Origin of the sequence: Arenimonas sp. GDDSR-1 (assembly GCF_025980345.1) — a bacterium.
GTDB lineage: Bacteria > Pseudomonadota > Gammaproteobacteria > Xanthomonadales > Xanthomonadaceae > Arenimonas.
Genome location: NZ_JAPDUI010000005.1, coordinates 38,109 through 51,624 on the forward strand (window position 1 = coordinate 38,109; position 13,516 = coordinate 51,624).

The following is a 13,516-nucleotide window of genomic DNA, read 5'->3' on the forward strand; positions in this document are numbered from 1 at the left end:
AAGCCACAGGCGAAAGCACCGGATAAAGCCAAAGCCACGCCGGCTGCCGCGGATAAACAAGCGGCGGATGCCAAAGCCAAGGCGGCAGCAGCGGCCGCCGCCAAGCAGCAGGCCAAGCGCTCCAATGAAAAGAAACCGTTGACGCCGAAGCCTGCGGTTGCGGAAACGCCGGCCGTGGCAGAAGCACCGAAGCCCAAAGAGGTACGGTTTAATATGACCCAGGACGGCAAGAAGATGACGCCGGAGGATTTCGAGGCCTGGATGAAAGCACAGGGCATCCGGATTGTTCCGGCCAAACCGGTGGAAGCACCGCCGGCCGATGCCAAGAAGGACGGCGGCTGAACCGTTCTCTGCGAATGAAATAAAAAACCCGGCTTAGCCGGGTTTTTTATTGGTGAATCGGTAGTGCGCCACCATCCATTCATTGCCGTCATTGTAGGCGAACAGTTCGGCACAGGCCATCCAGAACATGCGCCAGCGTTGTGACCAGATAGCAGCTTGATCGGCACCATAGGCCGCCGAGAGGATTTCCAGGATCCGCGCGCGGTTGCGGTCCTGGTTTTCCAGCCATTGATTGCTGGTGCGGGCGTAATGGCGTCCGGGAACCAGCCAACGCTGTTCGACGGACAGATCCTCGGAGAAATGCAGCAGTGTGTCGGCCGAGGGCATCAGGCCGCCGGTGAAGAAGTACCGCCCCATCCAGTTGTCATCGCCGCCGGTTTCGAACGGGTACATCAGGTAGCGGTGCACGAAGATGTGCACGAACAGTTTGCCGTCCGGTTTCAGCCATCGGCTGATGCCGTTCAACAGACTGCGGTAGTTGCGCATATGCTCGAACATTTCCACCGAAACGCAGCGGTCGAACTGGTCACTGTCGAAATCAAGGACATTCACATCGCAGGTGATCACCGTGACATTGCCGAATCCTCGCTCCTGGCAGCGTGCTTCGATGTGGGCGCGCTGTGTTGCCGAATTCGAGACGACGGTAATGCGTGCATTCGGATACTGTTCGGCCATCCAGAGGGTCAGCGACCCCCAGCCGCAGCCGAGCTCCAGAATCCGTTGTCCGTCGGCCAACTCCGCGCGTTCGCCGTAGAGGCGCAGCATGTGTTCTTCGGCCGCATCCAGGGACTCATTGCCCTCGGGATAGAATGCCGAGGAATACTTGAGGCGTTTGCCGAGGCAGAGCTGGAAAAACTCGGTCGGAAGTTCGTAGTGCTGCTCGTTGGCAGCCTGCGTTTCGATCGCAATCGGGCTGGATTTCAGTTCGGAGACCAGTGCATTGAAGCGTGCATCGGCGAATCCGGCGTCCGCCAGGCCTTCGTCCTGAAGACGTTGACGGCATAGGCGGCGGATACCGTAACGGATGAGCGCGTCGGGCAGAAGGCCGCGTTCGGCTAAATCAAGCAGACTCATAAAGCTCCATTGTCCGAAGACTTCGGGGGCAGGGGAAAGAAGGCGCTGACTTCACTCTGATAGCGCCGGTAGTCGTCACCGCGCGAGCGAAGGGCCTGGGCTTCGGTCCACGGAATGCCGCTGACGCGGTAAAGGAAAGCCAGCATGAGCACCGGCCCGACCAGGCTTAGCCAGAAATGCGAACTGCCGATGGCCAGGAACAGATAGGCGAACCAGTGCAGCCATTCGAAAAAGTAATTCGGATGACGCGACCAGGCCCACAAGCCACTCCGGCAGGTTTTTCCGCGGTTCGCGGGATTGTTCCGGAACGCGGCCAATTGCCGGTCCGCCAGTGATTCACCGGTAACACTGAGGACAAAAACAGCTGTTGCGGTGAAAAACCAGAAATCAAGCGTCACGTTTGTATTGTTTGCGGCTGCTATGAACGGCAGGCTGAACAAGGCCACGATGATCGCCTGCCCCTGGAAGAACACGAACAGTTTGCCCGGACTGCCGTTCCAGGCCGCACGAAGGGCCTGATAACGGCCATCTTCGGGTTCATGACGCACGCGCACATACAGCGAAAGAAAAAGACGCAAGCCCCAGAACCCGGCAAACAGGGCGACCGAGATCCGGGCCAAATCCGTTCCCTGCGCCACAGCAGCGCAGAAAATGCCGGCAATGGCCATCAAGCCTGCCCAGGCCACATCCACGATGCCGATATTGCGGATTTTCAAGGCGAGCAGCCAGACCAAAATCATGGCCAGCGCACTGAATCCGAAGATGAGTGAAACGGTCATTACAACGCTCATGCGCTTTGTCCTTTGGGTAAACCGAAGTTCCGGCCGTCAAGCCAGCGGATGGTGCTCAGTCCAAGGCCCCAGACCAAACCGATCCACAAGGCGCATTGCACGGTGCTGCCCTGCACGGACATCGCCTCGAAACGCAGCGTGGCGATGCCATAGGCGATGGGACCGCCCAACAGTCCGAACAGGAAGGTCGGCACCGCTTTGCGGTAGATGCCGCTCAGCGAGTGGTTCAGTGTCAGGGCAAAGCCCAGCCAGAGCGCCATGATCCAGATCGGCGCCAGTCCGGGAAGCGGGTAAGGGCTGGCAAACTGCAGACACTGGGATTGCACCAGGATGCTGTCCATGACGAATCCCATCGGCAACGCAATACCCAGCGTACGCAGATCCCGATGGCGTTGCGGGGAAAAGGCCAGGGTAAATGCGGCAAACACTGCGGCAACAGCCAGTCCCGGCCACCAGAACCCCCGGCCGGCCCCGATTACGCTGACCAGCCAGACCGCCTGAAATCCGATGATGTTGAGGACGGTCCATGACCAGTCGGGCAGATTGGCCCGGCTCATGCGGGATACCGTTCTTTGCCGAACAGCAGATGCACGTCGCTGATGGATTGTTCGAGAAAACCGGCTTCGCAGTAGGCGAGGTAGAAGTCCCACATGCGCAGGAAGCGTCGGTCGTAGCCCAGCGCCAGAACCTCGGCTTCGCGGGACAGGAAACGCTCGCGCCAGGCATGGATGGTCTTGGCGTAGCTGTCCCCGATGTCCTGCAGGTCGAGCAGACGCAGCTGTCCGGCCTGCGCCGCGGAAGAGACCATGCTGCTCACGCAGGGAATGTAACTGCCCGGGAAGATATAGCGTTTGATGAAATCGACGCTGGAAAGCGCCAGCTCATAACGGTGGTCTTCGATGGTGATGGCCTGAATCAGCGCCGTGCCGCCCGGTTTGAGCAGATTGGCGCATTTGGTGAAGTAGGTGTCCTGGTATTGATGTCCGATGGCCTCGATCATTTCAATCGAGACGAGTTTGTCGAATTGGCCTTCGAGGTCGCGGTAATCCCGGAACAGCAGGGTAATGCGGTCCTGCAGTCCTTCGGCCGCGATCCGTGCTTTGGCCAGATCGAACTGCTCCTGGGAAATCGTGGTCGTGGTGACGCGGCATCCGGTGTGTTTGGCGGCATAAATGGCCATGCCGCCCCAGCCGGTACCGATTTCGACCAGATGATCATCGGAGGACAGCGCCAGTTTCTCGCAGATCAACTGCAGTTTGCGTTGCGAAGCCTGTTCCAGCGTCATGCCGTCACGGTCGAAGACCGCTGAGGAATACATCAGGCTCGGATCGAGAAACAGTTCGAACAGGGCATTGCCCAGATCATAGTGGGCGGCGATGTTTTTACGGCTGCCGGTGCGGGTATTGCGCCGAAACGCATGTGCGGCTTTCATCAGCCATCCTGCGAAACGGGCGCCGCCGCCCTCCATCGCGTCCAGCAGATTCCGGTTGCGGATCAGCAGGCGCATCAGGCCGACCAGATCGTCCGTCTGCCAGTCACCGTCCATATAGGATTCGGCGGCACCGACCGAGCCGCCGAATGCGAGTTTGCCGAAGAACCGGCCATCGTCCACGATCAGCGTACCGAATCCGGGAAGCTCCGTGTTTCCGTAAAGCGCCGACTCGCCGTGTTCCCGGATCCGCAGATGGCCATGCCTGAGCATGGCGAGCTTGCGAAGTACCTGTTTGCGCGCCAGCGCATCGATACCCGACAGGCCGGAGTCGGTGCTGATGCCGTTGGAGTCAGTTCGGATCATGGTCTGCCTTGGGGTGGGAGTGGAACGGATTGCGCTTGAGCCAGAGCCGGAGTGCATTCCAGTAAATGCCGAACGCCACCGTAGCGCTCATCCAGGGCTGCAGAAGGAGTTCGCGCAACAGGTTTTGTGAAGTCAATTCTCGCCGTTGCAGGGTCAAGGTCGCGTCAAATTGCTTCACTCCGGCCTTATCGACCCGCATGTAGACATCCAGGCGCTGTCCGGGACAACCGAACCGCCAGTCATAGTCGAGGTCCATCGGCAGAAACGGCGAAACATGGAATTGCTTCGGGAACTGCCAGCGGCCCGCGTGATCTTCAGCGTCAGCCGCGGACACAGGCAGAAAATAACTGTAGCGTTCACCCCAGGGGGTATTGGTGATTTCCGCCAGAATCCACTTAAGGGTCGTCCCGTCCGGGGCAAAACCGTAATAAAAACTGACGGGGTTGATCACGTAGCCGAAAACCCGCAAATGGGTCAGCAGGAAGATCGGCCCTTCTCCAGCGGCAGGGCGCAATCGCCGAAATAATCCTTGCGCCGGAAGCCGAGCCAGTTGAACCGCTCCGTCGAGCAGAACCAGAACGGCTTCAGTGTCCGCTCGATGCGGCTGATGTCCAGATAGAGCTGGAAAATCCGATAGCGGAAGGCATGTGCTTTGGGAGTGAAACGGCGGTGACCGATATGTCCGGCGAAAATCGCATCGGCCTGCGGCAGACTCATGGCGCGAGAATGCCTTCGGCCGCTTCATGCCCGCTGCGGAAGCCGTCCTCGTGGAATCCGAAGCCCCAGTAGGCCCCGCAGAACCAGCTCCGGCGCTTGCCCTGGATTTCGTGGCGCCGGGACTGGGCGCGGACCATGGCATGGTCATAGACCGGATGGTGGTACTGCATGATTGCGAAAATTTTCGCCGGATCGATCTGGCTGCGCTGGTTCAGGCTGCATGGCGCTGCCGGATCGTCAGGGATGTCGGCATTCCATGCCGCCCAGGCGCGACGGTCCGGCGGCAGAACAGAAGCATCGCAGTGCAGAACGGTTTCGTTGGCCTGGTAGCGGATTGCGCCGAGGATGGACCGCTCGTTGTCATCGGCATCGCCCAGCATCATCAGGGTCTGGTCGCTGTGGCAGGCGAATATGACCTGATCGAAATGCTCCGTACCGTGCGGCGTGGTAATGCTGACATTCTCTTCAGTGCGCGTCACTTGCTGGACGGGGGCATTGAGGCGCACCGATACCGGCCACGTTCCGGAAAGTTTCTCGATATAACTGCTCGATCCGTTTTCCAGCACCCGCCAAAGCGGACGATCGCTGATCTGCAGCATGTGGTGATTGGCCATGAAAGCCACCAGATACTTCGCCGGAAAGTCCAGAATGCGTTGGCTGGGTGACGACCACAAGGCGCTGGCCATGGGAATCAGATGATTGTGGACGAAGTAGGGGCTGTAGCCGTTGGCGTCGAGATAATCGCCAAGCGCCGGGCCTTCCTGGTCGGAAGCCAGAAGCGCAGGGCATTCGGCATAGAAACGGCGGATATCAGCAAGCATGCGCCAGAACGGCGGAGAAAGCAGATTGCGTTTCTGGCAGAACAGGCCGCCCAGATCGTGCGCGTTGTAATACATGCCGAGGGCGCGGTTGTGCACCGCGAAACTCATCTCAGTGGGTTTGGTCGGAACTCCGAGGTCCTTGAGAAAGCCGCTGAACAGCGGATAGTTTTCCGGATTGTGGACGATGAAGCCCGAATCGATGCGGTAGTTATTGCCATCGAGCGCGATGTCGTGGGTATGCGTGTGCCCACCGAGCCGGCTTTCCTTTTCGAACAACACGACCTCGTGCTGCCTGCAGAGTTTCCACGCCGCGCTGATGCCGGCGATGCCGCTGCCGATGATCGCGATTTTCATGCCGGCTGCCGTTTGATGTGGGCGGGGACCGGCTTGAGATCCCATGTCAGTCCCACAGTCTGCATCGCGCGCAATGCGAGGTAGGTCAGATCGACTTCCCACCAGAAAAAGCCCTGACGGACGCTGTTCGGGTAATGGTGGTGATTGTTGTGCCAGCCTTCGCCGAGGGTCAGCAGGGCCAGAAGGGCATTGTTGCGGCTGTCATCGCCGGTATCGTAACGGCGTCGGCCCCAGACGTGGGCGATGGAATTGATGCTGACGGTGACATGGAAAAGGACAACGGTCGAAATCACGAAACCCCAGACCAGCAATTGCGGACCGGAGGTGCCGAGTCCTGGCGCAATGCGCTCGAGCAGAGCGCCGAGGCCATACATCAGAACGGCCAGGGTGAACGGCGCCACGATGTCGAATCGATTCAGCCAACGCAGCGCCGGCCGTTTCGCGAAGTCCTGGATGACGCTGTAGTCGGTGGCAAAGGCTTCGTGCCGGAGAAACCAGGCCATGTGGCTCTGCCAGAAGCCATGCCGTGGACTGTGCAGATCCTGTTCGGTATCGGAATGCCGGTGGTGTTTGCGGTGATGCGCGGCCCACCATAGTGCGCCGCGCTGGGAGCTGCTGGCGCCGATGAACGCGAACACGGTTTCGACCCAGGGGTGGGTTTTGAAGGTTTTATGGGAGAAATACCGGTGGTAGAAGCCGGTGATGGCGAACATGCGCAGGGCATAGGTCGCCAGCAGGGCGATCAGGGCCGTAGTTGAAAAGCCGACCCAGAATACGGCAAGGCAGGCGACATGCAGGGCGATGAAGGGAACAACGCGTAACCAAGCGATTCCCTGGCGTTGCGAGGGCTTTTCGGCGTCACTGTCGAACCAGGCGAGGATGGCCGCGGTGCGGTCGGATTTTGAAATCATGCCGGCATTGTGGGTGCGGGGCGGTGATACCGCCGTGAAGGCTTATTCGGCGATATCCACGGTACAGTTCAGCGTGTTGGCAATGAAGCAGTTGCGGTGCGCGCTGTCATGGAATTTCTTGAGCTCCTCGGCATCCGGAATCTTATCCCCCGAAAAATGGACCTTCGGATTCAGGGTGCAATGGGTAATCGCCATGCGGCCGTCGGTGTTTTTGCCGAGAACGCCGATGGCGCGATCGGCATATTCCGCCACGAGGCCAGCAACAGGGTTTCCGGATTGGCCGCGGCCGGATTGCCGAAATAGGCCGGCGCCGAGGAATTCAGCAATTCGTGGCCGTTCTCAAGGCGCACCGTATGGTCGCGGGAGAAGGTGTCGGGCTGCCCGGGATGCGGAGAAGCTGCCCAGCGGATTTCTGCGGTGTGTTCTGCCATGGCGGCCTCCAGAGGATTGACTTATTCTACACCCATGACCCACGCATCCGACTCCGGCAAACGTTACGGCTTGGCCCGTGTGCTCTCGAAAATGGGACTGGCTTCCCGGGCCGAGGCGACCCGTCAGATTCGTGCCGGCCTCGTCCGGATCAATGGAAAAATCATCCGGGATCCGGAGCATCCGGTATGCATGGGGGTGGACCGGGTCGAAACCGGGGAAGGGCGTGCCGAATCCCGACCGTTCATGGCCCTCATGCTGAATAAACCCCGGGGTCTGGTGACAACACGTTCGGACGAACGCCAGCGGGCAACGGTTTACGATTGTCTTCCCGCCGACATGCCCTGGCTGTCCCCGGTGGGCCGGCTGGATAAGGCCAGCGAGGGCCTGCTGCTGTTCTGCAACGATCCGGTCTGGGCCGCCGGCATCACCAACCCCGACACAGGTCCGGACAAGACCTATCACGTGCAGATCGATTGCATTCCCGATGACGAATTGCTTCAGCGGCTCCGTACCGGCATAGAAACCGATGCCGGTTTTCTGTCCGCCAAGCGCATCGATCTGCTGCGCCACGGCGAAAAGCATGCTTGGCTGGAAATCGTTCTGGATGAAGGCCGCAACCGGCAGATCCGGCGGTTGCTCGAGGGCTTCGGTATCGGCGTGCTGCGTCTCATCCGAACCGCCATCGGCGGCCTGCCGCTGGGCGATCTCCCGAAAGGGCAGTGGCGGCCATTGACCGTTGCGGAGCTGGCGTTACTGAATCACGCCTAGTTCGCGGCCGACCTTGGTGAACGCCGCCACGGCGCGCTCGAGATGTTCCCGGCTGTGCGCGGCGCTCATCTGGGTCCGGATGCGCGCCTGTCCCTTGGCCACGACCGGGAAAAAGAACCCGACGGCATAGATGCCTTCATCGAGCAGGCGGCGTGCGAATTCCTGGGCCAGCACCGCATCGAACAGCATGACCGGTACGATCGGGTGCGTGCCGGCCTTGATGGTGAAGCCCGCATTCGTCATTTCTTCACGGAAGAATCGGGTATTTTCCTCAAGCTTGTGGCGCAGCGCATCGGCGCCGGCCAGCATGTCGAAAACCCGGATGCCGGCGGCAACCACCGGCGGCGGCAGCGAATTCGAAAAAAGGTAGGGACGCGAACGCTGGCGCAGCAGTTCGATGACCGCTTTCGGTCCGGTGGTGAAGCCGCCCAGGGCGCCGCCGAGCGATTTGCCCAGGGTGCCGGTGAAGATGTCGATTTTGCCCAGAACTCCGTGCACTTCCGCCGAGCCGCGCCCGGTGGCACCCAGAAAGCCGGTCGCGTGGCATTCATCGATATGCACAAGGGCGTTGTACTTCTCCGCAAGCGCGGTCAGCTCGCCGAGCGGGGCGACCGAGCCGTCCATCGAGAATACCCCGTCGGTGGTGATCAGTTTGATCCGGCAACCGGCGGCATCGGCGGCCTGCAGCTGGGCTTCAAGGCCGGCCATGTCGCAGTTGTCGTAGCGGAAGCGTTTGGCCTTGCACAGGCGCACGCCGTCGATGATCGAGGCATGATTGAGGGCATCGGAGATGACGGCGTCGTTTTCCCCGAGCAGCGGCTCGAACAGGCCGCCATTGGCGTCGAAGCAGGCGGCGTAAAGAATGGCATCCTCGGTTCCGAAGAACGAGGCGATTTTCGCTTCGAGGGTCTTGTGAAGGTCCTGGGTGCCGCAGATGAAGCGCACCGAAGCCATGCCGAATCCGTGGGTGTCGAGCGCGTCTTTCGCCGATTGGATGATATCGGGATTATCGGCCAGTCCGAGATAATTGTTGGCGCAGAAGTTCAGCACGGTCCGGCCATCGCTCAGCTGGATTTCAGCCGATTGGGCGCCGGTGATGATGCGCTCCCGTTTGAGCAGACCCTGACTTTCGATGCCTGCCAGTTCATTTTGGTAAATTTCGAGGGCGGTTTTGTTCATGGTCGATGCTCGTTAAAGGAAGCCCTATTTTACAGGCGAATGGCGTTGTAATTCCATAACATATTGAAATATATATTTATATTATTCACTCTTGGCGTCGCCAAGGTGATGTTGAATTCTGAACAGATCTTGAATACTGTTGAATAAACAACAACATGCTACCCAAATTGCTAAAAATACGTTAACATCGTCGCCAGCTATCTGGTTTGAAACTGGTGTGCAGGGGGCATTAACCGCCTTGTTGTTAAACAAAATCATTGGAGATTTCTCAATGCAAAAGAATCTGAAAGCCGCCATTCTGGCTGCTCTGCTCGCGGCTCCGGCCGTTTCCTTCGCCCAAGAAGCCGCAGAATCGAACTTCAGCTGGAATGCCGGCATCGTTTCCGACTACGTGTTCCGTGGCGTTTCCCAATCCAACAAAGACGTCGCTTTCCAAGGCGGCGTGGATTACGCCTTCGGTGACAGCGGCTTCTACGCCGGTGCCTGGGGTTCCAACGTTGATTTCCAAGCTTTGGATGGCCCGAACATCGAACTCGACGCCTACGTTGGCTATAACACCGATCTGGGTGACAAGTTCAACCTCGACGTCATGCTGACCCGTTACACCTACCACGGCGCAGAGTCCACCTACGGCAACAGCGATTACAACGAACTGATCACCAAGTTCGCCATGAAAGACGTCGCCACCCTGACCGTTGGTTACACCAACGACTACAGCAACACCGGCGAAAACGTGACCTACGTGAACCTCGGCAACAGCTGGGATCTGGGCAAGGACTTCAGCCTGAACGCCGGTTTCGGCCGTACCTTCTCCGATTTCGGTGACTACAACGACTGGAACGTCGGCGTCAGCAAGACCTTCGGTGCCTTGGAATTCGGTCTGAACTACTACGACACCAACCTGAACTTCAACGCTTCCGACTCCGTCGTGCTGAGCGTCAAGATCGGCGGCTAATTTCAGCCGATGCAAATGAAAAGGGGCGCTTCGGCGCCCCTTTTTTTATCCTGATTATTTAGCGGCGGGCACTTACCAGCTGCAGACGACCTTGCCGCACACGCCGGCTTCCATCAGGTCGAAGCCCTTCTGGAAATCGTCGATGTGGACCTGGTGGGTCAGCACCTTCTGCAGCGGAAAACCGGTCAATACCATCTGGGTCATCTTGTACCAGGTTTCGTACATCTTGCGGCCATAAATGCCCTGCACGGTCAGGCCTTTGAAGATGATGCGATCCCAATCCACGCCGGCGCCTTTGGGCAGAATGCCGAGCAGGGCGACCTTGCCGCCGTGGTACATGCAGTCGAGCATGTCGTTGAAGGCCTGTGGCACGCCGCTCATTTCAAGGCCGACATCGAAGCCTTCCATGTGCAGCTCGGCCATCACGTCCTTCAGGCTCTGCTTTGAAACGTTGACCACACGGGTTGCACCCATGTCCGCGGCGAGTTTCAGGCGGTAATCGTTGACGTCGGTCACCACCACGTTGCGGGCGCCGATGTGCTTGCAGATGCCGGCGGCGATGATGCCGATCGGTCCCGCACCGGTGATCAGCACGTCTTCGCCGATGACATCGAATTCCAGCGCGCAGTGCGCGGCATTGCCGTAAGGGTCGAAGAACGCGGCCAGTTCGCTGGGAATCTGGTCGGGAATCGGCCAGAGATTGGAAGCCGGCATCACGATGTATTCGGCGAAGGCGCCGTTGCGGTTGACCCCGATGCCGACGGTATTCGGGCACAGATGCTGACGGCCGGCCCGGCAATTGCGGCAATGGCCGCAGACGATGTGCCCTTCGGCCGAGACCCGGTCGCCCAATTGGTAACCGGTCACGCCCGGGCCGACCGCGACGATGCGGCCGACGAACTCATGGCCGATGACCAGGCCCGGTTTGATGGTGCGCTGGCTCCATTCGTCCCATTTGTAGATATGCAGATCGGTACCGCAGATCGCGGTCTTTTCCAGCTTGATCAGGACCTCATTGGGTCCGGCCTCCGGAACCGGAACTTCTTCCATCCAGATTCCCTTTTCGGCGTGGCGTTTGACTAAGGCTTTCATCATGGCGGTCATAGGGGGCTCCCGGTTCAGGCGCACATTATACGCGCCGTCCCGCCGATTGACGCCATCTTGATCGGGTTTTGTCGGATAATTGGGGTTTATCCAAAGCGAGGGATGTGCGGTATGCGAATGAAATTGTTGTCATTGATGCTGTTGGCCGGCGCGTCGGTGCAGGCCGACGAGGGCATGTGGGTACCGCAGCAGCTGGGCGAAATCGCCGGGCCGCTGAAGAAGGCCGGACTGGCGCTGAATCCGTCCGATTTCGCCGACTTGACCGGGCAGCCGATGGGCGCCGTGGTCAGTCTGGGCGGGTGCACCGCCTCGTTCATCTCCCCGAACGGTCTGGTGGCCACCAACCACCATTGCGCCTATGGCGGCATCCAGCTCAATTCGACCCCGCAGAACGACCTGCTCAGCAACGGCTTCATCGCCGCGACCAACGCCGAGGAAGTCAATGCCGGCCCGAATTCGCGGATCTTCGTGATGGACTCCATCACCGATGTCAGCGCGCGCATGAACGCGGCGGTCAATGACGGCATGGATGGCCTGCAGCGCCAGGTGGCCCTGGAAAACGCCAGCAAGGCCATCGTGGCCGAGTGCGAAGCCGAAGCCGGATTCCGCTGCACCGTCTCCAGCTTCTTCGGTGGCGTACAGTACCGCCTGTTCAAGCAGATGGAGATCCGCGACGTGCGTCTGGTGTATGCGCCCCCGGGCAGCATCGGCAACTACGGCGGTGAAGTCGACAACTGGATGTGGCCACGCCACACCGGTGATTTCACCCTGATCCGCGCTTATGTCGGCAAGGACGGCAAGCCGGCGCCCTTCGCGAAGGACAATATTCCCTACCGCAACAAGCACTGGTTGCGTGTGGCCGCCGATCCGCTGCGTGAAGGCGATTTCGTCATGGTCGCCGGCTACCCGGGCCGGACCAACCGCTATGCGCTCGCCGCCGAATTCGAGAATACCGAAAACTGGTCCTATCCTTACATCAGCCGCAATCTGAAAAACGTCCGTGATCTCGTGCATGCCGCCGGCAAGGCCGATAAGGACATCGACATCAAGTACGCCAACACCGTGCGCGGCTGGGAAAACACCCTGAAGAATTATGACGGCCAGCTGCTGGGCTTCCGTAAAAGCGGCGCCGCCGCCATCAAGCGTGCCGAAGAAGAAGCCGTGCTGGCCTGGCTCGACAAGCAGGGCGCCAAAGGCAAGGCGGCGCGTGAGGCGCACGACAAACTCGTGGCCTTGCACCTGCAGGACCGGGCCACCCAGGAACGGGATACCGTGGTCGGTTCGATTGCCAATCTCGGTCTGCTCGGCAATGCCCGCAGCCTCTACCGCCTTGCGGTGGAAAACACCAAGCCGAATGCCGAACGCACCCCCGGTTATCAGGAACGCGACCGTGCCCGCATCGAGGGCGGCGTTCGGGAACTGCAGAACCGCTACCACCCCGCCATGGAAAAACAGCTGATGGCCTACTGGCTCGGCCAGTACATCCAGCTGCCGGCGGGCTCGCGCAATCCGGTACTGGATGCCATGCTGGGCGGCAATGACCAGGCGGCGGTTGCCCGCGCCGTGAACACGCTTTACGCGGGCACGCGTTACGGCGAGTTGGCGGAACGCGAATCTTGGCTGAAGGCCGACAAAGGGCAATTCGAAGCCAGCAAGGACAGCATCGTGAAACTGGCGGTTGCCCTGTACCCGAGTCTGTTGGCCGTGGAGAACACCGGCAAGGCACGGGCCGGTGAGTACGCCAAATACCGTCCGGTCTATCTGCAGGCGGTCATCGATTACAAGCGCAGCCGCGGCGAAGCGGTGTACCCGGATGCCAACAGCAGCCTGCGCCTGACCTACGGTAACGTCACCGGCTACAAACCCCAGGACGGTGCGGTCTATGTGCCGTTCACCACCGCCGAGGGCATGGCGGCCAAAGCCGGCAAGGACGAGCCGTTCAATGCACCGAAGCGCATACTGGATCTGGTTGCCGCCAGGGATTACGGGCGCTATGCCGACAGCAAGCTCGGCACGCTGCCGGTCAACTTCCTGTCCAATCTCGACATTACCGGTGGCAATTCCGGTTCGCCGGTCATGAACGGCAAAGGCGAGCTGGTCGGTCTGGCCTTCGACGGCAATTGGGAGTCGGTCAGCTCCAACTGGGTTTACGACGGCAGCCTGAACCGGATGATTTCGGTGGATGCCCGCTATATGCTGTGGATCATCGACAAGGCGTTTCCGGCACCGAATGTGCTGCGAGAAATCAACGAATCCCGCAAATAAACCAAAGC

At 59.8% G+C, this 13,516-nt stretch carries 13 protein-coding genes and 1 pseudogene; 3 read left to right on the forward strand and 11 right to left on the reverse strand.

All coding sequences use genetic code 11. From position 1 onward, the window contains the following. Positions 1–375 precede the first annotated feature (375 nt). The 9 genes and pseudogenes from Q0W88_RS01800 to Q0W88_RS01840 all read right to left on the reverse strand — a co-directional run bounded on the left by Q0W88_RS01800 (position 376) and on the right by Q0W88_RS01840 (position 7,236). Positions 376–1,416 carry a cyclopropane-fatty-acyl-phospholipid synthase family protein gene (locus Q0W88_RS01800; protein ID WP_297799378.1) on the reverse strand — a complete coding sequence of 347 codons (1,041 nt, stop codon included), beginning with the start codon at positions 1,414–1,416 and terminating at the stop codon, positions 376–378. Further along, the gene (locus tag Q0W88_RS01805; RefSeq protein ID WP_297799500.1) at positions 1,413–2,195 is read right to left on the reverse strand and encodes a DUF1295 domain-containing protein; all 783 of its coding nucleotides are present in this window, start codon (positions 2,193–2,195) and stop codon (positions 1,413–1,415) included. The genes Q0W88_RS01800 and Q0W88_RS01805 overlap by 4 nt, the downstream gene beginning before the upstream one ends. 8 nt (positions 2,196–2,203) lie before the next feature. After that, complete coding sequence (locus tag Q0W88_RS01810; RefSeq protein ID WP_297799380.1) at positions 2,204–2,764, reverse strand: DUF2878 domain-containing protein; 561 nt, start codon at positions 2,762–2,764, stop codon at positions 2,204–2,206. Further along, on the reverse strand, positions 2,761–4,002 hold the full coding sequence (locus Q0W88_RS01815) for a cyclopropane-fatty-acyl-phospholipid synthase family protein (RefSeq protein WP_297799382.1): 1,242 nt from the start codon (positions 4,000–4,002) through the stop codon (positions 2,761–2,763). Before Q0W88_RS01815 ends, Q0W88_RS01810 begins: the two co-directional genes overlap by 4 nt. Beyond that, a pseudogene (locus Q0W88_RS01820) lies at positions 3,989–4,719 on the reverse strand (DUF1365 domain-containing protein). The gene Q0W88_RS01815 and the pseudogene Q0W88_RS01820 overlap by 14 nt, the downstream one beginning before the upstream one ends. Then, positions 4,716–5,894 carry an FAD-dependent oxidoreductase gene (locus Q0W88_RS01825; RefSeq protein WP_297799384.1) on the reverse strand — a complete coding sequence of 393 codons (1,179 nt, stop codon included), beginning with the start codon at positions 5,892–5,894 and terminating at the stop codon, positions 4,716–4,718. The pseudogene Q0W88_RS01820 and the gene Q0W88_RS01825 overlap by 4 nt, the downstream one beginning before the upstream one ends. Continuing rightward, positions 5,891–6,805 carry a fatty acid desaturase gene (locus Q0W88_RS01830; RefSeq protein ID WP_297799386.1) on the reverse strand — a complete coding sequence of 305 codons (915 nt, stop codon included), beginning with the start codon at positions 6,803–6,805 and terminating at the stop codon, positions 5,891–5,893. Before Q0W88_RS01830 ends, Q0W88_RS01825 begins: the two co-directional genes overlap by 4 nt. Positions 6,806–6,847: 42 nt before the next feature. Then, positions 6,848–7,000, reverse strand: a complete 153-nt coding sequence (locus Q0W88_RS01835; protein ID WP_297799389.1) for an OsmC family protein — start codon at positions 6,998–7,000, stop codon at positions 6,848–6,850. Next, a complete protein-coding gene (locus Q0W88_RS01840; RefSeq protein ID WP_297799391.1) occupies positions 6,976–7,236 on the reverse strand; it encodes a hypothetical protein in 261 nt (86 codons plus the stop codon). Before Q0W88_RS01840 ends, Q0W88_RS01835 begins: the two co-directional genes overlap by 25 nt. A gap of 34 nt (positions 7,237–7,270) precedes the next feature. Between Q0W88_RS01840 and Q0W88_RS01845 the strand changes: the two genes are divergently transcribed. Beyond that, positions 7,271–8,005: a pseudouridine synthase gene (locus Q0W88_RS01845; protein ID WP_297799393.1), complete on the forward strand. Its 735-nt coding sequence runs from the start codon at positions 7,271–7,273 to the stop codon at positions 8,003–8,005. Here Q0W88_RS01845 and kbl read toward each other — a convergent pair. Then, positions 7,988–9,184, reverse strand: coding sequence for a glycine C-acetyltransferase (gene kbl / locus Q0W88_RS01850; protein WP_297799395.1), 1,197 nt, complete (start codon positions 9,182–9,184; stop codon positions 7,988–7,990). The two genes, Q0W88_RS01845 and kbl, sit on opposite strands and share 18 nt — an antisense overlap. A 271-nt stretch (positions 9,185–9,455) precedes the next feature. Between kbl and Q0W88_RS01855 the strand changes: the two genes are divergently transcribed. After that, positions 9,456–10,139, forward strand: coding sequence for a TorF family putative porin (locus tag Q0W88_RS01855; protein WP_297799397.1), 684 nt, complete (start codon positions 9,456–9,458; stop codon positions 10,137–10,139). 72 nt (positions 10,140–10,211) lie between these two features. On the opposite strand, the gene tdh is transcribed toward Q0W88_RS01855, so the two are convergent. After that, positions 10,212–11,231: an L-threonine 3-dehydrogenase gene (tdh, locus tag Q0W88_RS01860; RefSeq protein ID WP_297799502.1), complete on the reverse strand. Its 1,020-nt coding sequence runs from the start codon at positions 11,229–11,231 to the stop codon at positions 10,212–10,214. A 186-nt stretch (positions 11,232–11,417) separates the two neighbouring features. Here tdh and Q0W88_RS01865 point away from each other — a divergent pair, with 186 nt between their 5' ends. Beyond that, on the forward strand, positions 11,418–13,508 hold the full coding sequence (locus Q0W88_RS01865) for a S46 family peptidase (RefSeq protein ID WP_297799504.1): 2,091 nt from the start codon (positions 11,418–11,420) through the stop codon (positions 13,506–13,508). Positions 13,509–13,516: the final 8 nt, after the last annotated feature.